Genomic DNA, 19,446 nt, shown 5'->3' with positions numbered 1-19,446 from the left:
CCGGCGGCAAGCAGCAGACGCTCTGGACTGGCCCTTGGGGCCGCGATCATGGACGAGAGGGGAATGGACCAAGCCATGCTGGATCAGGCACAACTTCACCGGGAGGGCTACGCGCTGCTGCGCCAGGTGATCCCGCACGCGATGCTCGAAGAGCTGCGTGCGGCTTTCGACGCCAATGTCCTGCCATCGGATCAATGGCCGGTTCCCCGCGGAATGGATTGGCGCCACGCGCAGATGGACCTGGAGCCAGCCGTGCAGGCGGCGTGTCGCCTGCCGCAACTGCTGTCGGCAGCGGGCATGCTGATCGGCGAGCGCTTCTTCCTCGCCCAGGTCGAAGGGCGCGAGCCCTTGCCCGGCGGCGGTCATCAACAGCTGCATCGCGATCTGTCGGCCCGGCGTCCGGGCGACATGGTCAGCGCCCTCGCCTTTCTCGATGACTTCACTCAGGGAAATGGCGCCACCCGGATCGTTCCCCGCAGCCATCGGCCCGCTCCCGCACCGCCGCCGCTCGACTTCCTGGACGAGTCTGCTGCCGTGCATCTGAGCGGGCGGGCCGGTGACATCCTGATCTTCGACGTTGACCTGGTGCACGCGGGCAGCCTGAACATCAACGGTGCCCGCCGCCGCACGATCCTGATCAGCTACCGTGCGGAACTCCTCCACGCAGCGCATCTGGAGACGCTGGCCTTGCGCAATGTCCGTATGGACACCAGCGAGCGCTTCGATCCCGCAATCGCCGGACAAAGCGCTGCCAGGCCTTGCGCCATCCCATGAGTGACGGGGATTTCACACCCGTCCAATCCTCATGTTGATCGGCCATCTGACCGCAAGCCGCGCGGCAGGGTCGCCCCAGCGCTCGGCCAGGTCGGCGGCGAAATGCTGCAGCAGGTCTTCGCGCCCGGCTTCCCGGGCGCTGCGCACTGCCGACCAGGTGGAGACGTAGCCGAGGAACTCGTCGAGGGTCCATTCCAGGCGGATGGCAATCTCCGGCCCCGGAAACTCGGCGAAGGGGAAATCGAGGGTCGCGTAGCCGCTGTCCACCAGCTTGCGCTCGGCGGGCCAGTAGGGGCCGATCTCCTGCCAGTAGAAAGTCTCGAAGCGCTTGCCCGGATCGCCGTCCAGGTGCAGCACGCCGTAGCTGATCAGCGCCAGGACCGCGTCGGGCTCGGCGATTCGCCGGACCTCGGCGTAGAACTTCGGCAGGTCGAACCAGTGCGCAGCCTGTGCCGCCGTGATCAGGCTGGCGCTGCGGTCGGCCAGCGGGAGCTCTTCGGCCTGTGCGCAGGCGTAGCTCAGGTTCGCGCGGGGCGCGGCATGGGCAATCTGCTCCGCGCTGGGATCGAAGCCGGCGACCGAGCTGAAATGCTCGGCCAATTGCCGGGTCAGCTGGCCGCTACCGCAACCCACGTCGACTGCCAGCGACCGGTCGGGAGCCAGCGAGGCCAGGCAGGAGGCAAGCTCCGCCGGGTACTCGGGGCGAAAGCGCGCATAGGCCTGGCCGCCCTGGTCGAACCAGTTGCGCAGGTCGGTTGACGTGTCATTCATGGCTGGCGGCTCCTCTCTCGAAAACTGGCTTGCCGCGACTGTAAAGGGCAAACGGGCCAGTACACCAGAGCCACACAGGCCGTAGCAGGACGCACGCCCTGCCCGGCCCATGGCATGGTCAGACCTGTGCCATGCCGCCATCGACGAACAGTTCGATACCGTTGATGAAGCTGGCCGACTCCGAAGCCAGGAAGGCCACCGCCTTGCCAATCTCGCGAGGTTCGCCCAGCCGGCCCAGCGGCACCTGGCTGGCCAGCGCATCGAACAGGCCCTGGCGCGCTTCCTCGGGCACCAGATCGCCGAGGCCGGGAGTGCGGACCGGGCCGGGGCTGACGACATTGACGCGAATGCCCCGGTCCTTCAGATCCAGCGCCCAGGAGCGGGCGAAGTTGCGCACGGCGGCCTTGCTCGCGCTGTACACGCTGAAGTTGGCAGTGCCCTGGATCGAAGTGGTGGACGAGGTGAGGATCACCGACGCGCCATCGACCAGCAGCGGCAATGCCTTCTGCACGGTGAACAGCACGCCGCGCACGTTGGTGCCGAAGATTCGGTCGAAGTGTTCCTCGGTGATCGCGCCCAGCGGGAGCATGTCGCCGCCGCCGGCGTTGGCAAAGAGGATATCCAGTCGGCCGGCAGCTTTCGCGATCTGTGCGTATACCGCATCGAGATCGGCGAGCACCGAGGCGTCGGCACGAATGGCCGTGGCAGCCGGGCCGATGGCTTCGACGGCGGCGTCCAGTTCGGCCTGGCGGCGGCCGGTGATGAAGACGCGGGCGCCTTGCGCGGCGAGTTCCTGTGCGGCGCCGAGGCCGATGCCAGTGCTGCCGCCGGTGACCAGTGCAACTTTACCAGTGAGGGACTTGTTCATGATGAGCTCCTGAGCTTTGCGAGTTGAGGGTTCTGCCTCCTGGCCGGCATCTGGCGCGGCTTTGCGGTGAGGCATGGCGCTACTCTAGGGCCCGGCAATTGATGGAAAAAGCGCATACAATGGAATAACTATCCATACCCATGGATAATCAGGCGATCCCCTTAGAGGAACTCCCATGGACCAGCTCCAGGCCATCCGTGCCTTCGCCCGCGTGGTGGAAGCCGGCAACTTCACCCGCGCCGCCGACTCGCTGGACATGCCCAACGCCACCCTCAGCAAGCTGGTGCAGGAGTTGGAGGCGCACCTGGGCGTCCGCCTGCTGCAGCGCACCACAAGGCGCGTCACGGTGACGCCCGAAGGCCAGGACTACTACGCCAAGGCCAGCCGCGTATTGCGTGACCTGGAAGACATCGACTCGTCCTTCAACATTGCCCGCAGCAAGCCACGCGGCCATCTGCGCATCGATGTCGGCGGCTCGACCGCGCGGGACGTACTGATACCGCTGCTGCCGGACTTCCTGGCGCGCTACCCGGATATTCGCATCGACCTGGGCGTGTCCGACCGCTCGGTGGACCTGATCGGCGACAACGTCGACTGCGTGATCCGCGGCGGCGCGCTGGACGCCTCGTCACTGGTGGCGCGCGGCATCGGCCAGGCGACCATGGTCACTTGCGCCTCGCCCGAGTACCTGCGCCACAACGGCATCCCCGCTTACCCCGAGGAACTGCGCAACGGCCACCGGCTGGTCAGCTACCTGTCACCGCAGAACGGTCGCGCGGTGCCCTTCCGCTTCGAGCGTGACGGCGAACGCAGCGAGCTGAAGATCGAGCACCGCATCGGCGTCAATGAAAGCAACGCGCACCTGGCGGCCTGCGTCGCCGGCCTGGGCATCATCCAGACTTTCTCCTACGCCGCCGGTGCCGCCCTGCGCGACGGCACGCTGGTGGAAATCCTCGCGGACTGGCGCCCACCGCCCTACCCCTTCCACGTCGTCTACCCGCAGAACCGCTACGTCACTCACCGCTTGCGGGTGTTCATCGACTGGCTGGTGGAGTGCTTCCCGCCACGGGTTGCCGCTTGAGCGCTCAGGGCGCCCTGTCTGCCAGCGCTTCGAGCAGGTCGGCCGAGGGCACGAAGAACAGGCTGCCCGTCACCGCCTTGCTGTAGTCCAGCAGGCGATCGTAGTTGCCGGCCGGGCGGCCGATGAACATGTTCTCCAGCATTTCCTCCACCGGTGCCGGCGAGCGGGCGTAGCCGATGAAGTAGGTGCCGAACTCCCCTGCTCCGGGCCTGCCGAACGGCATGTTGTCGCGCAGGATCTTCACTTCCTGGCCGTCCTTCTCCAGGGTGGTCAGCGAGCTGTGCGAGCAGCTCGGCTTGACGTCGTCGGCCAGTTCGATATCGGCCAGCTTGGTGCGGCCGATGATGCGCTCCTGGGTTTCAGTGGGAAGCTGGTTCCAGCCGGCCATGTCATGCAGGTACTTCTGCACCAGGACGTAGCTGCCGCCGGCGAACGCCGCGTCTTCGTCGCCGATCAGGGTGAAGTGCGGAATCTCGCGCCCTTCCGGGTTCTCGGTGCCGTCGACGAAACCGATGATGCTGCGCATGTCGAAGTAGCGGAAGCCCTGGACTTCATCGACCACCGTGACCGCCTCGCCCAGGCGCGCGACCAGCTGCGACGCCAGCTCGAAACAGAGGTCCATCTGCTCGGCGCGGATGTGCAGCAACAGATCGCCCGGCGTGGAGACGGCGACCCGCTCGCCTGTGCCGATCTGGCGGAAGGCATGCAGGGACGCCGGACGCGGGGCGCCGAACAGTGCATCCCAGGCCGCCGAACCGAAGCCCACCACACAGGACAGGTTGCCCGCCGGCACGCGCTTGCCGACCGAACGCACCAGCGCCGCCACGTCCTCGCAGAGGGCTCGAACCGGGCTCCAGTCCTTACCCGGCGTCAGCGTCGCAACGAGGAAGATCGCGCTGCGGGTGATCGGGCTGTCGACTGTCTGGGGTGCGGGGGATTCGTTGAGCATGGTTTCCATTCGCCGCCATCGGGTTGGGAAGATGGGGTTATCAAAGCAGGTCGCCTACCGCGATGACAATGCGGGCGCGCATGACAAAGGGCCGGTCAATCGAGCCAGCTCGTCGAGACAGCCGATGCGCCGCTACGCCCTGGCGCATCGTTGCCCGCTTGATGCCGAAACCGAGCAGTCCGGACCATCGCCTCAAGGCCCCGTCATATCCACGGATAGCCACCCGGTGAATGCGCGGCACGGGTGGCGCCGCGTGGCAGCCGCCCCCAGTCAGCATGTATGACTGCCAGCCTCCGAACGAGGCCCATCAGTAGGAAACGTCCTACAAGCCACTAGGAATAAGCCTCGCAATCGCCCGGGAATATCTTCAGACAATGACCTGGCCTGGAATGGAGCCGCAGAAGAGCCATGAAGAATTACCCCAACGTCCTGATCCTCGAAGCCGATGAGCGCCGCCGTTGCCAGATCGCCGATGCACTGGAGGTACTCGGCGTCACCCAGGTGCTGCAGGCGGGCTCCGCGGAAATGGCCCTGGCCTTGCTGCGCACTACGCCGGGAGTGGGTATCGGGATTTGCGGGCTGGGCTCCGGGCAACTGGAAGCCCTGGCCCTGGCCGGGCACGAAGGACACCTGGGCGCCCTGGTGCTGATGGGCGACAGCGGCGAACTGCATCGCCAGGCGCGGCGCCTGAGCCAGGTGGGCCGCCTGCCGATTCTCGGGTGCCTGGACCTGCCCGTGCGCGGTCACGAGCTGGAGGGGATTCTCACCCGCTACCCTGCCCCGCCTCGCGCCTGCTCCGTGCTGCCGGCCGAGAACGAAGTGCGTCGGGCCCTGGCCGCCGGCGAGTTCCAGGCGCGCTTGCAACCGATCATCGAGTTGCCCGGCGGCCAGCCACGAGCGCTGGAACTGGGCGTCGCCTGGGCGCGCGAGGGGAAGGCTGCGCTGCCCGCCGCCGAATTCATTCCGGCGATGGTCGCCTACGACCTCATCGACGAACTGTTCGAGCGCCTGCTGGACCAGGGGCTGGCGTGCCTGACGGAGCTCGGCCCGAGCCGCACGCCGCTGCGCCTGGCGATCAACCTGCAGGCCTCCCAGCTGGGCGACCCGAAGTTCGTCGAACGCCTGCTGAAGAAGCTCGACCACTACACGGTGCCGCCGGAGCGGATGATCTTCGAGCTGGGGGAGAACGGCCTGCTCGACCTGTCCGGTATCGCCGTGCAACAACTCAACCGCCTGCGCGCGCTGGGCTGCGGCCTGAGCGTCGACCAGTTCGGCTCCGGCTTCTCCTCCCTGCAGCTACTCTGTCGGCGGCCCTTCCAGCAGCTGAAGCTCGCGCCCCAGTTTGCCCGCGAGCTGGACAATCCTTCCGGTCACGCACTGGTCACCAGCACCCTCGCGCTGGCCCGCTCGCTGAACATGCAGGTGGTCGTCGGCGGCGTCAGCAAGGCCCGGCAGCACGAGGCACTGCTGGAGCTGGGCTGCCCGCAGGCGCAAGGGTCGTACTACGCCCCCGCCATGGACTGCGCGAGCGTCCGGGAATGGCTGAAACCCTATTGAGGAAAGGCCGATAACGCCTAACCTGAACCTGAGCGGCGCCCGGCGCCCCCATCGAGCATGTGCAAGAGGTGACAATGTCCAGAGTACTGGTCGTGGATGACCATCCCTTCATTCGTGCCGGCGTGAAGCTGGTCCTGAGCCAGGAAGGTTTCGACATCGTGGGCGAAACCGACAACGGCGCGGATGCGGTACAGATGGCGCGCGAAATGTTGCCCAACCTGATCGTCCTGGACATCGCCATCCCGCGCCTGGATGGCCTGGAAGTGATCGGCCGGCTCAACGGCTCCGCCTCGGCGATCAAGGTGCTGGTGCTGACCTCGCAGTCCGCCGAGTACTTCTCCCATCGCTGCATGAAGGCCGGCGCCTCCGGCTTCGTCTCCAAGACCGGCGACCTCAGCGAACTGGCCAAGGCGGCGAAGGCGCTGATGGACGGCTACACCTACTTCCCGAGCATCTCGGTGAGTTCGGTGCGGCGTACCGACATGGACGCCAGTGAATCGGACCGCATCGCCCTGCTCTCCGATCGCGAGCTGCTGATCCTCCAGCAACTGGCGCGCGGCTTCACCAACAAGGAAATCGGCGACGCCATGCTGCTCAGCAACAAGACCATCAGCACCTACAAGTCGCGGATGATCGAGAAGCTCAACGTCAAGACGCTGGTCGACCTCACCGATCTCGCGCGGCGCAACGGCCTGGTCTGAGTCGATGGCATTGCTCTCCCTGCTCCAGCGCCTGCGCACACCGCTCCTGGTCGGCTGCCTGCTGGCCGTCGTCTTCCCCACGGCGCACGGCCAGGACCTGCGCCTGTTCGGCCGTTCGACAGCGGACGGCTACCAGGCCGAACTCAGCGAGGACGACTGGCGCTGGCTGCGCCAGCAGCGCGTGCTGCGCCTGGGCATCTCGATCCCCGAATACCCGCCGCTGGATATCCTGAGCAACGACCGCGACTACGAGGGCATCACCGCTGACTACGCCGCGCTGCTCGGCGACCTGCTCAATGTGCGCATCGAACTGCAGGCCTTCGATGAGCGCAAGGAGGCGCTGGACGCGCTCAAGGAACACCGCATCGACCTCCTGGCCAGCGCCAACGAATACGACAGCGCCGAGGGCGTCGCGCTCTCCGCCCCCTACACGACCGACCAACCCGTGCTCGCATCGCGGCTGGGCGATCACCGTGCGCTGGATCCGGAACTCAAGGACCTGCGCGTGGCGATGGCCTACCACTATCTCTCCGAAGACACGGTCCACGAGCACTATCCCGATGCGCAACTTCAGCTCTACCCTTCGACGCTCGCGGCCATGGGCGCCGTCGCCTTCGGCCAGGCCGACGTCTACCTGGGCGATGCCATCGCCAGCAATTACCTGATCAACCGCAGCTACCTGAACAACATGCACCTGGTGAACTTCGCGCGCATCGACGCCGCGCCGTTCGCCTTCGCCCTCGCGCCTGACCGGGAGCGCCTGCTGCGAATCGTCAATGCGGCCCTGGAAGCGATTCCCGAACGCGAGCGCATGGTCATCCTGCAACGCTGGGACGCCGACGAGATCAACATCCCCGGCGGCGCGCTGCAACTGACCGACGCCGAGCAGCGCTGGATCGAACAACACCCGGAAGTCCGCGTCGTCATCAACGAGAACTTCCTGCCGTTCACCTTCCTCGACGACCAGGGACGCCTGCGCGGCGTCAGTGCCGACGTGCTGGAGAAAGTCAGCCAGCGCACCGGCCTGCACTTCAAGGTCACGCGAGCCGGGCCGGTACAGGACATGGTGGCGCGGGTCGCCAGCGGCGAGGCGGACATGCTCGCGGCGTTCACCCCCAGCGTGGAGCGCGAGGGCGAACTGAGCTTCACCCGCCCCTACTTCACCACCTCCTTCGTCCTGGTCAGCCGGGACAACAGCGACCAACCGCCAACACTGGACGACCTGAATGGCAAGACCCTGGCCCTGATCCGTGGCAACTACCTGCGCGAGTACCTCACCCGGCATTTCCCCGGCATCAGGATCGTCGACGCCGCCAACGCCTCCGAGGCGATGGAAATGGTCGCCCGTGGCCGCACCGATGCCGCGGTGAACTCGCTGATCGGCGCGCGCTACCTGATCAGCCGACACTACCAGGGCGTGCTGCGCATCACCTCGACGGTCGGCCGCACGCCGGCGCAGGTCGCCTTCGCCACGGGGCGCGGCGCACTGGAGCTGCAGGCCATCCTCGACAAGGCGCTGCTGAGCATCCCGCCCTCGGAGATGGCGGCGCTCACCCGTCGCTGGCGCGGCGAAGTGGTGGTCGCCGACAGCTACTGGAGCCGCTACGGCACGCTGATCATCCAGGGCTTCGCCATCGCCGGCGTTGCCCTGGGCCTGACTCTCGCCTGGGTCTACTGGCTGCGCCGGCAGATTCGCCGCCGCGAGGAAGCCGAGCGGGCATTGAGCGACCAGATGGAGTTCATGCGCGTGCTGATCGACGGTACGCCCCACCCCATCTATGTGCGCGACCGCCAGGGGCGCCTGGTGTCCTGCAACTCCATTTACCTGGAGATGCTCGGCCTGCGCCTGGAAGACGTGCTCGGCCGCAAAGTCACCGACGGTGCACTGGCCTCCTCCGCCGAAGCACTCGAATACGGCGCCAACTACGAGCGGGTAATGGCCAGCGGCGAACCCGACGTGGGCGACCGACGCCTGACCCTGCCCGGCGGCGAAGTGCTGACCATCTACCACTGGGTACTGCCTTATCGCGGCGGCGACGGCGCGGTGGAAGGCATGATCGGCGGCTGGATGAACATCAGCGAGCGCCAGCGCCTGCTCGACGCCCAGCAGGAAGCGCGGGACGCGGCGGAAAGCGCGAACCGCGCCAAGACCACCTTCCTGGCGACCATGAGCCACGAGATCCGAACCCCGATGAACGCCATCATCGGCATGCTCGAACTGGCGCAGAAGAAGTCCGACCAGGGCATCATCGACCGCTTCGCCCTGGACGTCGCCGCCAACTCCGCACGCGGCCTGCTCGACCTGATCGGCGACATCCTCGACATCGCCCGCATCGAGTCGGGCAAGCTCAGCCTCAACCCCGAACGCGCCAACCTGCGCAGCCTCAGCGAATCCACCCTGCGCGTCTTCGAGGGCCTGGCGCGGCAGAAACGCATCGGCCTGGAGCTCGAATGCTCGGGCGACACGGCGACGGATGTACAGATCGACCCGCTACGCTTCCGCCAGGTGCTGTCCAACCTGATCGGCAATGCCATCAAGTTCACCGAGCAGGGCGAGGTGCGCGTCGTCTATCGTGCCGAGGCGCAGGGCGACCAGCTGTTCGCCCGCATCGAGATCATCGACAGCGGCCAGGGCATCGCCGCCGAAGACCTGCCCAGACTGTTCAAGCCTTTCTCCCAGGCCGGCAACAACCAGGTCTCCGCGCGCAACGGCACCGGCCTCGGCCTGGCAATCAGCCGCACCCTGTGCGAGATGATGGGCGGCACCCTGGAGCTTTCCAGCGAACTGGGGCGCGGAACGCGGGTGGTGATCGAGCTGCAACTTCCACGCCTGGAAAGCGCCACGTCCGGCCCCCTGCCGATGGTGGAAGTCCCCAGCAGCAATGGGCCGTCCCTCAACGTGCTGGTGGTCGACGACTACCCCGCCAACCGCCTGCTGATGGCGCAGCAACTGGGCTTCCTCGGCCACAGCGTGCGTGACGCCGAGGACGGCGCCCACGGGCTGCGCGCCTGGCGCCAGGGCAACTTCGACGTGGTGATCACCGACTGCAACATGCCCATTCTCAACGGCTACGACCTCACCCGCGCGATCCGCCAGCAGGAGCAGGAACAGCGCCGGCCGCCCTGCGTCATCCTCGGTTTCACCGCCAACGCCCTGCCCGAGGAGCGCCAGCGCTGCCGGGATGCCGGCATGGACGACTGCCTGTTCAAGCCGATCACCCTGGAAGACGTGCGCCGCCAGCTGGCCGGCATCGTTCCCCGGCAACGCCAGCAAAGCGCCAGCGCCACCTTCGACCTGCCCTACCTGCAGCAACTGACACGGGGCGACAGCGCGGCGCTGCGCGGGCTGCTGGGCGACCTCGCCCGCAGCATCGACGAAGACCGCCAACGCCTCGCCGGGCTGCCCGACGACACGGACGCCCACCAACTGGCCGACCTTGCCCATCGGGTCAAGGGCGGTGCCCGGATGGCGCGGGCCACGCCCTTGCTGCAAGCCTGCGAGCGGCTGGAAGCAGTCTGCCGCGGCGATGTGGCAGCCAGCGAGCGACCCGCCGCCATCGAGGAAGTCCGCGAAGCGCTGGACGACCTCGCCGAGGAGCTCAGCATTCAACTGGCTTGAGCCATTCCACCGGAGGGCCAGCGCTGCGGCGTAAGCCGCGGCGCCGATGCCTGGACGGCACCCCGAGTCGCAGGAAACGTCCTACAAGCTCAACAGAAACTGCCTCGATATCTCCTGCGACCAGCCCCGCAAAATTCGGCCATCTTCCCTCCCTCCTGGAGCTGGCCCATGCGTCCGCTTACCGCCCTGAACCTGCAGGACCCCAGCCTTCACCGCACCATTGCCACTGCCTCGCTGCAGCGGCTCGGCTATGCCACCACCCTGGAAATGTCCAACGACGGGCTGGCACTGCGCCAACTGCGCGAAATCGGCGGGGTGCATCTGTTGCTGTGCGATCTGCGTGTCGACCCGGCAGCCCGGCTGGACTTCCTCCAGGCGGTCGCGTGCGAGCACCTGGCGCGGGGTGTCGCCGTCATCGGCGAACTGGCCCCTGGCACCTGGCCGGCGCTGGCCCGCCTGCTGCGCCTGCAAGGGCTGCAGGTACTGCGCCTGGGCGCCGGCCCGATCACTGCGGAGCGCCTGACGACAGCACTCGAAGGCTTCGCTGCGCAAGGCATCGACACACCGGCCCTGCCCTCGCTGCGGGAGTACCCCAGCGATCAGGAGGTGATCGGCGGCCTGGCCCGCGACGAGATACGCGCCGCCCTGCAACCGAAGATCTCGGTCAGCACCGGCGGCATCAGCGGCTTCGAGGTGCTCGCCCGCTGGCAACGCGCTGACGACGACATCGTGCTGCCCGGCCGCTTCCTGCCGGCGCTTCGCCGCAACGGCCTGCTCGACGCCCTGCTCTTCACCCTGATCGACCAGGCAGTGTGCGCCCTTCAGGCCTACGGCGACCGGCACTTCCACCTCGCCTTCAACCTGGAGCCCGCGCAACTGGCCCAGCCGGGTTTCGCCGCGCAGGTCGCCCACCGCCTGCTGCGCCTGGGCGTCGACCCGCGGCGCATCACCTTCGAACTGACCGAAACGGGCGCGCTGCAGATGCCGGCGATCAGCCTGGACAACCTGCTGCGCCTGCGCCTGCTCGGCTGCGGCCTGGCCATCGACGATTTCGGCAGCGGTCAATCCACGCTGGAGCGCCTGGTCGAACTGCCCTTCACCGAAATGAAACTGGATGCCCGCTTCCTCACCGAACTGGACGAAGACCCACGCCGCAGCGCGGTGCTCGCCAGCGCCCTGGCCCTCGGCCGTGCCCTGGGGCTGCCGGTGGTGGCCGAAGGCGTGGAGAACGAGAGCCAGCTGCGCCACCTGCAGCGCCTGGGCTGCGAGCGCGCCCAGGGGCACTACTTCTGCAAACCGGTCATGGGCCATGCGCTGGCCCGGCTGCTGCGCCGGGAAGGGCTCGACAGCGTCATCCCGCCGGGCAGCCAACCGGGCGCCCGCCTGGGTAGCCACTGAGGAGCCCGGCAATGGCCAACAAGCAACTGCGCATCCTCATCGCCGACAGCCGCCACACCCAATCACTGCTGGTGGAGCGCCTGCTCAACCGGCTGGGTTACCACCGCATCGCCACGGCTTCGTCGCTGGATGAAGCACGCATTCTCGGGCGCTGTACCGGCCGCCCCTTCAACGTGCTGATCATCAGCGGGCGCCTCATCGTCAGCGAGCCGCTCGACGGCACGGCGCTGGCCGGGGTCAGCCTCAACGGGCTGATCTACCAGAGCCAGTACCTGCCGCAAGGCTTCGACCCACTGACCGTCGACGGCGTCGCCACACGCCTGGCCGGGCCGCTTGAGCTCGCCCAGCTGGGCGCGTTCATGGCGCAGATCGATCCGCAGGCGGCGTACCCCCGCGAGCGGAGCCTGGCGCTGCATCCCTGATTGCGGCCCGCCGGTGCGGGCCCTTCCCCAGTGCCGCGAGCACCGCCACCCGGCGGGGCTTGCCCGTGCACGAACGCCGCGCAACGACGCGGCTCTCTGACAAGACCTTGGAGTGACAAATGAGCAGAAAGACTCTGGGCGAATACGCCTCGATGAGTGCCGTGCTGGTGTTGATGCTGGGCTCGCTCAGCGCCTGTTCCAGCGTGCCGATGCCTGAAGAGCAGGTGCAACTGTCGCGCAACGCGGTGAACCGTGCCGTTGCCGCGGACGCCACCCGGTACGCCCCGGTGGAAATGAAGATGGCCCAGGACAAGCTGTTCGGCATGGAGCGCGCCCTGGGCGAGAAGCGCTACGAACAGGCGCGCCTGATCGCCCAGCAGGCCGAGGCCGACGCCGTCCTCGCCGAACGCAAGGCCCAGGCCGGCAAGGCGCAGCAGACGCTCGCCGCCGGCCGCAACGGCATCCAGGTGCTGCGCCAGGAAATGCTCCAGGCGCCGGATGCCCCGCAGACCGCCCCCACCCAGCAGCCGTGAGACCGACCATGCCGATGAAACGCTTCCTTCCCGCCCTGTCACTCCTCGCCCTGGCCCTCGCCGGCTGCAGCGCCACGCCGGAAAATCCCTCGCTGGTGGCCGCGCGCACCCAGTTCGAAACCCTGCAGAAGCAGCCCGACGCCAGCCGCCTCGCCGCCCTGGAAACCCGCGATGCCTTCAGCGCCCTGGCCAAGGCCGAGACGCTGTCGAACCAGAACCGCAAGGACCCGGCCATCGACCAGGCGGCATACCTGGCATCGAGCAAGATCGCCGTGGCCGAGCAGACCATCCTGCTGCGCCAGGCCGAAACCGGCATCCAGGGCCTGGACGCCGAGCGCACCCGCGCGCGCCTCGACGTGCGCACTGCGCAACTCAAGGCCCTGCAGGCGCTGAACGCCAAGCCGAGCGATCGCGGCACTGTGGTCACCTTCGGCGACGTGCTGTTCGATACCGGCAAGGCCGAACTGCGCTCCGGCAGCGTGCGCAACCTGCAGCAGCTGGCGGACTTCCTGCGCGACAACCCGGAACGCCGCGTACGCGTGGAAGGCTTCACCGATTCGGTGGGCGGCGATGACTACAACCAGCAACTGTCCGAGCGCCGCGCGCAGTCGGTAGCCTTCGCCCTGCAGCGCCTGGGCGTGGCGCCGGATCGCACGATCAGCGCCGGCTACGGCAAGGAGTACCCGGTGGCGAGCAACGCCAGCGCGGAAAGCCGGCAGATGAACCGTCGTGTGGAGGTGATCATTTCCCAGGGCAGCTCGGCGGTTCCGCCGCGCCGCTGACCCGACTGCCCATGGCGCGGCGCCCGCCGCGCCATGGGCTTCTGGCTTGCCCCCGCGAAACGCCGCCAAGCCGATCAGCCGAATCCCACACGCCAACGCCGTTGCTGCTTACCCTAACTACCCCCTAGGGTGTTCCCCGGCGCCTGAGAAACGCCCAACCACCTAGCGGCCAGACCGCTCCCGAAAGCTAAGCGGCTTTTTTGTGCCTGCGGCATACTCGCGCCTGCACAAAAGACCTCTGTTATGTCGGGAGTGGCCGAATACAAGACCCGAAAGGGGAATAAGTCCGACCCTCTAGGTGGGGTTTCTCAACTCCCGACGCCATCAGCTTTGAGAAAGCTGCTCATGACCTAGCAGAGGTAATGGATATGCCCGACCTTCCCGCGTTCGAACCCGCCATTTCGGCAGATGCCGAAGTCCTGATCCCCAGCCTGTTCACCCGCCACAAGCGCCAGCTGCGCGCCTTGCTGCTGGATGACGAACCGTGGTTCGCCCTCGGCGATCTCGCCCGGCTGATCAACCACGTACTGGTTCCCGAACGGGTACAGCGCAATCTGGACGAAGACCAGCTGCAACGGGTCTGGATGCGCAACAGCCACGGTGGCTTCGAGCAGGAGCATCTGGTCAGCGAGTCCGGCCTGTATGCCGTGCTGATCTTCTACTACCACCCGGAAAACCGCAGCCTGCGCCAGTGGATCAACCGGCAGGTGATCCCGCGTCTGCGCGAGCAGGATGGCGCGCTGCGCCCCTTGCGCGAAACCCTGCACTGGAACGAGCGGGAGCTGGACGTGCTGCACTGGCAAGGCATGACCTGGCTGAACCTGGGCGACCTGCCGGCGCTGGCGCAACGCCCGCCGCGGGTGATCGGCTGAGAGGCTCGGGGCGGCAGTGCCGCCCCGCTGCTGCATCTCAGTAGTAGACCACCTGCACCACCATGATCGCCTCGAACGGCCCGACCTTGGGGTCGCCCAGCGATACCACCGTGGCGCTGAAGGGTACGTCGATATGGCTCACATCCGCCGCGAAGTTGGCCAGCGGGAAGGGCTCGTTGATCGGCACCAGGTTGTCGTGGCGGTCACGTACCTGAATGCCGAACTGGCTGTCGCCGGCCGGCACGACGGTGTACTCGCCGTCCTGATTCGCCGTGACGAAGGTCGCGCCGATGTTGATGGCGCTGCTGCACTTCTTCTCCAGCGCCAGGCTGAAGGGTTTGCTCGGCCGCGGCGGGGAGAAACCGGTGGTGGTCTTCTGGATCACCCCGAAGTCGACGGTGCCCGGCTCCGGCGTCACGGTGACGTCCACCGTGCAGGCGGTGCCAACGATGTTCTGCAGACCCGAGAGCTGGAAACGGAAGTTGCGGAACGGGTTGCTCGGCCCATTGTTGAGGCCGTACAGGCCATCGAACTGGAAAACGTCGTAGGTGTCCTGCGAGGGCCGCTGCAACGGCAGCAGGCCGCGTTTGCGGATCACCACCTGGAAGGCAATGGTCGGGTACACCGTTGAGCAGGCCAGCATGTCGTCGCCACTGGTCGCCGCCGGGCAACCCGGCGAGGTGAAGCCGCTGTTCACGCCCAGCGTGGGGTTGGAACTCCAGTCGCCGTCCCACGCGGTCTGCTGCTTGTACACCAGGCCGAACTCGATACCCCAGCCGGTGGCGTCCAGCCCCGCCGGGTTGCCGTAGAAGTAGATCGGGTCATCCTCGAGATAGTGTTGGTCGAACAGCTTCCAGCACTTGGCCGGCACCACGTGGGTCTTCGAGCGCCAGATGATGGTGCCGTCGGGCACCGTATCCGGCACCGAGACCGGGCCGATGTATTCGCTCAGGTAACTGCTGCCGTCCATGGCCCGGCACATCAACGCCCAGGACGTCTGCGACAGGCTCAGCAACAGCGCGGCCAGGCACAGCCTGATCCAGCGACGGTTCATGGATTCTCTGCCTTGCAGGCACTGGCCGTGCAGGTGAACAGCGTGTCGGTCTGACCGCCGAAATCGTTCATGTTGGAAACCCGCAGCGTGGTGAAACCGGTCTGGCTCAGGGAGAAGCGTGCGCTGCCACGGGGATCGATCATCACGGTGTCGATCGGCAGCTTGGTTTTCTCCGGCCCCGCGAGCAGGCCGACCACGGTGATGTGGAACGGAGTCGGGTTGCTCACCAGCAGCTGCTTGCCTTCGATCTTCAGTTCCAGCCCGCGCGCCAGGTCCTGGCCGCGTTCGCGCTTCACCGATGCCGGGCGGTAGAACAGCTTGATCTTCGATTGCAGGGCGATCTGCATGGAGTTGACCGCCTCGCTCTTGGGCGGAATTTCCCGCACGTTGAGGTAGAACACCGCTTCGCGATCCGCCGGCAGGGTCGTCTCCGGCAGCTTGACGATACGCAGCACGCTGCGCTCGTTGGCCTCGATGCGCTGCAGCGGCGGCAGGACCATGAACGGCGTGGTGATCTTCTTGCCCTGCGCGTCCTCGATCCAGGACTGCACCACGAAGGGCAGCTGCGGGTTCTTGTTGGTCAGGGTGACGCTGACCGCCTGCGCGCCTTCCTCGAAGATGACGCGGGTGCGGTCCGGAACCACCGCGGCCTGGGCCAGCAGCGGAGCCAGCAGGACGGCCAGCAGGCCGCCGCGGAAGATCGGGTGACGCGGGATGAAGGTGTGGAACATGGAGGATTCTCCAGACAAGGTGATCGGGAATGGCCGTCTGCCTAGCGGCACGGCAACGGTTTGGCGACGTTGGTCACGGCAGCCTCTGCGGGCAGCTCGGCCAGGGTGCAACTGCCGGTATCCCCCCAACGGGCGACCAGCTCCGCCCCGGCCTTGGCTCCCAGCAGGTAGGCCACACCTTCTTCCCCCACGATGCCCACTTCCCGGTGGGTCTGTTTGTCCTGTACCGAGGCGCCGAAAGGCACCGCTTTGCCGTTGGCCTGGGTCAGCGCGACATAGGCGTTGCGGCCACGGCCCGCGGCGAAGTTGACGTAGCCGATGGCGCCCTCGGTCAGCGCCAGGCGCTGCACCGGGTTGCTCACGTCGACATCCAGCGGCAGCTGTTCCATGTTCACGCGGGCCTCGTAGGCCTGGAACGACGGCAGGCCATCCATCACCGCATAACCGCGAGCGTTGGAACGCGCCTGCCCACTGAAGGCCACGTCGGGCACGCCGTCGGTGGAAACCAGCAGCCGCGTGTCGCCGTTGGAGCCGTTGCCGTGAGCGGCGATGCCATGGCGCGTGGCGACCAGGGAGCTGTCGATCTCGCCGGTATACGAGCGGTAGGTGCTGCCATCGGTGGTGGCAGACGCGTTGGCCCGGTAGGTCGAGCCGCGTCTGGCGACGTAGGCGTTGGCGTACTTGTTGTCGCCCACGCCGCCATACAGCTGGTAGCTCAGGCCGTCGCCAACGTCCTGGCTGAAGCCGACGCTGGTGGAGGTGGCGCCGGAACTCGAACGCTGCACGTTGCTCGACAGCAGCGAACTGCCGCCCAGGGGAATGCTCACCCCCAGGTAGATCTGCGAGTCGTTGTGCTGCGCGTTTTTCGTCTGGTACGCGGACAGGTTGACGTTGATGTTCTTGACCTTGCCGGCGGCGAAACTGCGCGCCAGGGACAGCCCGAAGCGGTCGGTCGGAGCCACGTCCCAGTAGGTCGAGTGGTCGTAGGAAAGGCTCGTCGACAGCCAGGAGAAACGCTTGGCGAGCATCACCGAGTAGCGCTGCTTGCCCGCGTTCAGCGAATAGGAATCGGGGTCGCCGACAAACTGCGAGAAGTTGGTGAAGGTACGGTCGGAGAAGCGGTAGCCGAGGAAACGCAGGTCGGTGCCGATGGCATCGAAGCGCTTGGAGTAGTTCAGGCGGTAGGAATTGCCCACCACCTTCTGGCCGTTCCACGGCAGGGTGGCGCGGGAGTTGGTGACGTCCCCGGACAGCGCACCGAAGGCGCCCAGGTCCTTGCCCACGCCCACGGCGCTGGACAGGTAGTCCTGCGCCACCAGCAGGCCGCCATACAGGGTCATGTTCCAGGGCAGGCCGTAGGCCAGTTCCGAGGCAACGAAGTTCGGCTCCCGGCCGCCGTTGCCAGTCAGGCGCGGCTGGCCGGCCGACACCTTGTAGCGCAGCTCGCCCTCGCGGGAGAGGAAAGGCACCGCGGCGGTGTTGACGGTGAAGGTCTGCTCGCTGCCGTCCTCCTCGCGCACCGTCACGTCCAGGGTGCCCTGCACGCTGCTGTTGAGGTCCTGGATGCTGAAGGCGCCCGGCGTCACGGTGGTCGAGTAGAGCACGCGGCCCTGCTGGGAAACCGTGACCGTCGCGTTGGTCCGCGCCAGGCCGCTGATCAGCGGCGCATAGCCGCGCAGGTTGGGCGGCAGCATGCGGTCATCGCTGCTCAGGCTGACGCCGCGCAGGGCAAAGGTGTCGAAGACGTCCGAGTTCAGGTAGTCCTCGCCCACCGACAGTTTGGAGCGGATCGAGGGCAGCGCGCGGTAGGCATACAGGCGGTTGAGCTGGAAGCCCTGGTTGTCCATGCCGCTGTCCTGGCTGCCGCTTTCCTGCTGCGCCTGGTAGTCGGCGCGAAGACGCCAGGCGTCGATGTTCAGGCCGGCGGTGCCGTAGCTCTGCAACAGCGTCGAATCGCCGGAAGCGTGGGTCTCGCGGTGGTTGGCGATGACCCGGTAATCCAGCAGCGCACCGTCGAGCCCGTTGCTCCAGGCCGCCGGCGGGATGTAGCTGGGGTCGTCGTATTCGAGCGAAGCCTGGGGCAGGCTGATGGTCAGCCGGCCGAGGTTCTGCTGGTACTTGACCGTGGCGTTGTCGATGCCGCCCAGGTCGACGCACTGCCCGCCCGCCAGGCGCGGCAGGGTTTTCAGCAGCTCGGGCTTGAGGCCGAACATGGCCACCAGGTCTTCGGGCAGGCAGGCGAAGCTGCCCTGGCCGTCCGCGCTCAGGCGGAATTCGATGGAGCGGGTGCCGAAGTAGCGCTGGTTGACGGCGATATCCAGCAGGTAATTGCCCGGCTCGGTGTACTGGGCGCGGGCGAACTTCTCCAGGCTGACGCCCTCGTTGTCATCGATGTTGAGGAATTCCGAGTTGAATTCCACCGCAGCCGAATAGCGTGCGCAGGAGATCAGCACGCAAGACAGAAGAAGTTTGCGACGACACACGAAAGCCACCTGTTGATCCGGAAAGAGACAAACAAGAAAAAAGGGGCTCGCGCCCCTTTTTCTTACAACCAGCCGAAAGGGGCGGATCAGTTGTAAGCGACGGTGAAGTTGGCGACGGAGTCGGCTTCACCGGTGGTGACGGTCGCGGCAGTCGCTTCGTACATGGCAGCGAAGGTCACGGTGTTGTTGCCGTCCTGCAGAACGACCGGAGCGACCTGCTCCTTGCCGTTTTCCAGCATTTCGCCAGCGCTGGCCTGCAGGCGGATGCCGACGTTCTGGGCCAGGCCGGTGGTGGCGAAGAGAGCCGGGACAGCCGGGTCCTGCACGCCGCTGAAGGTGAAGCGGGCGTTCTGCTGGGTGGTGGTGTCGCAATCGGTCAGGACGATGTCGAACTTGGTCGGGGTCGAACGATCGCCGACGGCCTTGAAGCTGTTGGCCGGAACCTGGCCCAGGGAAACGGTCTGGTCCAGGGACTTGGCGTCGATGCCGCAGGCGCCGGAAACGATTTCACCGATGAAGCGAACGGTGCCCGGGTTGCCACTGGCCGGGGTGGCGGCGTTGGCGAAGGTGGTCAGGCCCATGACGACGGAAGCGGCGGTAACAGCGACGAACTTTTTCATTGAATACATCTCGATGGATAATTGTTTAGGTGAGCCAGTCGCCCTGCGTCCCTTGCTCATTGCCCGCCCCATCCCTCGCGAGACTTCGGCCCCCATCCACTACCGTCAGCAGGCCCGCTCGAAGTCAGTGATCGCGGTGGCTGGCTGTAGGAAAAGCTTGCAGGCAATGCTCCTGTTGAACGTCAGATGCGTCCGACACAGGAGCTATGTTGCTAAATACCAACCCCTAAA

General features: G+C 66.7%; 17 protein-coding genes. 10 read left to right on the top strand and 7 right to left on the bottom strand.

The window, feature by feature from the left end; genetic code table 11:
• Window positions 1–75 precede the first annotated feature (75 nt).
• Window positions 76–774 carry a phytanoyl-CoA dioxygenase family protein gene (locus A6723_RS07505; RefSeq protein ID WP_054908949.1) on the top strand — a complete coding sequence of 233 codons (699 nt, stop codon included), beginning with the start codon at window positions 76–78 and terminating at the stop codon, window positions 772–774.
• A 12-nt stretch (window positions 775–786) separates the two neighbouring features.
• On the opposite strand, the gene A6723_RS07500 is transcribed toward A6723_RS07505, so the two are convergent.
• Together A6723_RS07500 and A6723_RS07495 are read right to left on the bottom strand one after the other, a co-directional pair.
• Window positions 787–1,545, bottom strand: a complete 759-nt coding sequence (locus A6723_RS07500; RefSeq protein ID WP_054908886.1) for a class I SAM-dependent methyltransferase — start codon at window positions 1,543–1,545, stop codon at window positions 787–789.
• A gap of 118 nt (window positions 1,546–1,663) precedes the next feature.
• Window positions 1,664–2,413, bottom strand: a complete 750-nt coding sequence (locus tag A6723_RS07495; protein ID WP_054908885.1) for an SDR family NAD(P)-dependent oxidoreductase — start codon at window positions 2,411–2,413, stop codon at window positions 1,664–1,666.
• Between the two features lie 175 nt (window positions 2,414–2,588).
• On the opposite strand from A6723_RS07495, the gene A6723_RS07490 reads away from it, so the two are divergent.
• On the top strand, window positions 2,589–3,494 hold the full coding sequence (locus A6723_RS07490) for a LysR family transcriptional regulator (RefSeq protein WP_054908884.1): 906 nt from the start codon (window positions 2,589–2,591) through the stop codon (window positions 3,492–3,494).
• 4 nt (window positions 3,495–3,498) lie between these two features.
• Here A6723_RS07490 and A6723_RS07485 read toward each other — a convergent pair whose 3' ends face one another.
• The gene (locus tag A6723_RS07485) at window positions 3,499–4,443 is read right to left on the bottom strand and encodes a Dyp-type peroxidase (RefSeq protein ID WP_054908948.1); all 945 of its coding nucleotides are present in this window, start codon (window positions 4,441–4,443) and stop codon (window positions 3,499–3,501) included.
• 408 nt (window positions 4,444–4,851) lie between these two features.
• On the opposite strand from A6723_RS07485, the gene A6723_RS07480 reads away from it, so the two are divergent.
• The 8 genes from A6723_RS07480 to A6723_RS07445 all read left to right on the top strand — a co-directional run bounded on the left by A6723_RS07480 (window position 4,852) and on the right by A6723_RS07445 (window position 14,327).
• The gene (locus A6723_RS07480; protein ID WP_054908883.1) at window positions 4,852–6,000 is read left to right on the top strand and encodes an EAL domain-containing protein; all 1,149 of its coding nucleotides are present in this window, start codon (window positions 4,852–4,854) and stop codon (window positions 5,998–6,000) included.
• 74 nt (window positions 6,001–6,074) lie between these two features.
• The gene (locus A6723_RS07475) at window positions 6,075–6,701 is read left to right on the top strand and encodes a response regulator transcription factor (RefSeq protein ID WP_054908882.1); all 627 of its coding nucleotides are present in this window, start codon (window positions 6,075–6,077) and stop codon (window positions 6,699–6,701) included.
• Window positions 6,702–6,705: 4 nt separating this feature from the next.
• Entirely contained in the window at window positions 6,706–10,320 is a 3,615-nt protein-coding gene (locus A6723_RS07470; protein WP_082450685.1) for a transporter substrate-binding domain-containing protein, read from the top strand.
• Between the two features lie 168 nt (window positions 10,321–10,488).
• The gene (locus A6723_RS07465) at window positions 10,489–11,718 is read left to right on the top strand and encodes an EAL domain-containing protein (RefSeq protein ID WP_054908881.1); all 1,230 of its coding nucleotides are present in this window, start codon (window positions 10,489–10,491) and stop codon (window positions 11,716–11,718) included.
• A gap of 11 nt (window positions 11,719–11,729) precedes the next feature.
• Complete coding sequence (locus A6723_RS07460; RefSeq protein WP_054908880.1) at window positions 11,730–12,140, top strand: hypothetical protein; 411 nt, start codon at window positions 11,730–11,732, stop codon at window positions 12,138–12,140.
• A gap of 119 nt (window positions 12,141–12,259) precedes the next feature.
• A complete protein-coding gene (locus A6723_RS07455; RefSeq protein WP_054908879.1) occupies window positions 12,260–12,673 on the top strand; it encodes a DUF4398 domain-containing protein in 414 nt (137 codons plus the stop codon).
• A gap of 8 nt (window positions 12,674–12,681) precedes the next feature.
• Entirely contained in the window at window positions 12,682–13,455 is a 774-nt protein-coding gene (locus tag A6723_RS07450; RefSeq protein WP_054908878.1) for an OmpA family protein, read from the top strand.
• A gap of 368 nt (window positions 13,456–13,823) precedes the next feature.
• On the top strand, window positions 13,824–14,327 hold the full coding sequence (locus tag A6723_RS07445) for a BRO family protein (protein WP_233297745.1): 504 nt from the start codon (window positions 13,824–13,826) through the stop codon (window positions 14,325–14,327).
• A 37-nt stretch (window positions 14,328–14,364) separates the two neighbouring features.
• Here the strand turns inward: A6723_RS07445 and A6723_RS07440 are convergent, their stop codons facing one another.
• The 4 genes from A6723_RS07440 to A6723_RS07425 form a co-directional block, all read right to left on the bottom strand.
• Entirely contained in the window at window positions 14,365–15,381 is a 1,017-nt protein-coding gene (locus tag A6723_RS07440; RefSeq protein WP_064979596.1) for a fimbrial protein, read from the bottom strand.
• A complete protein-coding gene (locus A6723_RS07435; protein WP_054908875.1) occupies window positions 15,378–16,112 on the bottom strand; it encodes a molecular chaperone in 735 nt (244 codons plus the stop codon). The genes A6723_RS07440 and A6723_RS07435 overlap by 4 nt, the downstream gene beginning before the upstream one ends.
• Before the next feature lie 41 nt (window positions 16,113–16,153).
• A complete protein-coding gene (locus tag A6723_RS07430) occupies window positions 16,154–18,595 on the bottom strand; it encodes a fimbria/pilus outer membrane usher protein (protein ID WP_256233807.1) in 2,442 nt (813 codons plus the stop codon).
• 86 nt (window positions 18,596–18,681) lie between these two features.
• On the bottom strand, window positions 18,682–19,215 hold the full coding sequence (locus tag A6723_RS07425) for a fimbrial protein (RefSeq protein ID WP_054908874.1): 534 nt from the start codon (window positions 19,213–19,215) through the stop codon (window positions 18,682–18,684).
• Window positions 19,216–19,446 lie beyond the last annotated feature (231 nt).

Source organism: Pseudomonas sp. AU11447, from assembly GCF_001672555.2.
GTDB lineage: Bacteria > Pseudomonadota > Gammaproteobacteria > Pseudomonadales > Pseudomonadaceae > Pseudomonas > Pseudomonas nitroreducens.
Note: the sequence above shows the minus strand (reverse complement) of the source record. Positions and strands in the feature narration are given on the sequence as shown.

Bases quoted from the DNA above. Each gene is read 5' to 3' on its own strand.
- A6723_RS07480 (WP_054908883.1), top strand. From the start codon at position 4,852: ATGAAGAATTACCCCAACGTCCTGATCCTCGAAGCCGATGAGCGCCGC.
- A6723_RS07450 (WP_054908878.1), top strand. From the start codon at position 12,682: ATGCCGATGAAACGCTTCCTTCCCGCCCTGTCACTCCTCGCCCTGGCC.
- A6723_RS07460 (WP_054908880.1), top strand. From the start codon at position 11,730: ATGGCCAACAAGCAACTGCGCATCCTCATCGCCGACAGCCGCCACACC.
- A6723_RS07485 (WP_054908948.1), bottom strand. From the start codon at position 4,443: ATGCTCAACGAATCCCCCGCACCCCAGACAGTCGACAGCCCGATCACC.
- A6723_RS07445 (WP_233297745.1), top strand. From the start codon at position 13,824: ATGCCCGACCTTCCCGCGTTCGAACCCGCCATTTCGGCAGATGCCGAA.
- A6723_RS07500 (WP_054908886.1), bottom strand. From the start codon at position 1,545: ATGAATGACACGTCAACCGACCTGCGCAACTGGTTCGACCAGGGCGGC.
- A6723_RS07475 (WP_054908882.1), top strand. From the start codon at position 6,075: ATGTCCAGAGTACTGGTCGTGGATGACCATCCCTTCATTCGTGCCGGC.
- A6723_RS07490 (WP_054908884.1), top strand. From the start codon at position 2,589: ATGGACCAGCTCCAGGCCATCCGTGCCTTCGCCCGCGTGGTGGAAGCC.
- A6723_RS07440 (WP_064979596.1), bottom strand. From the start codon at position 15,381: ATGAACCGTCGCTGGATCAGGCTGTGCCTGGCCGCGCTGTTGCTGAGC.
- A6723_RS07465 (WP_054908881.1), top strand. From the start codon at position 10,489: ATGCGTCCGCTTACCGCCCTGAACCTGCAGGACCCCAGCCTTCACCGC.
- A6723_RS07495 (WP_054908885.1), bottom strand. From the start codon at position 2,413: ATGAACAAGTCCCTCACTGGTAAAGTTGCACTGGTCACCGGCGGCAGC.
- A6723_RS07425 (WP_054908874.1), bottom strand. From the start codon at position 19,215: ATGAAAAAGTTCGTCGCTGTTACCGCCGCTTCCGTCGTCATGGGCCTG.
- A6723_RS07435 (WP_054908875.1), bottom strand. From the start codon at position 16,112: ATGTTCCACACCTTCATCCCGCGTCACCCGATCTTCCGCGGCGGCCTG.
- A6723_RS07455 (WP_054908879.1), top strand. From the start codon at position 12,260: ATGAGCAGAAAGACTCTGGGCGAATACGCCTCGATGAGTGCCGTGCTG.
- A6723_RS07505 (WP_054908949.1), top strand. From the start codon at position 76: ATGCTGGATCAGGCACAACTTCACCGGGAGGGCTACGCGCTGCTGCGC.
- A6723_RS07470 (WP_082450685.1), top strand. From the start codon at position 6,706: ATGGCATTGCTCTCCCTGCTCCAGCGCCTGCGCACACCGCTCCTGGTC.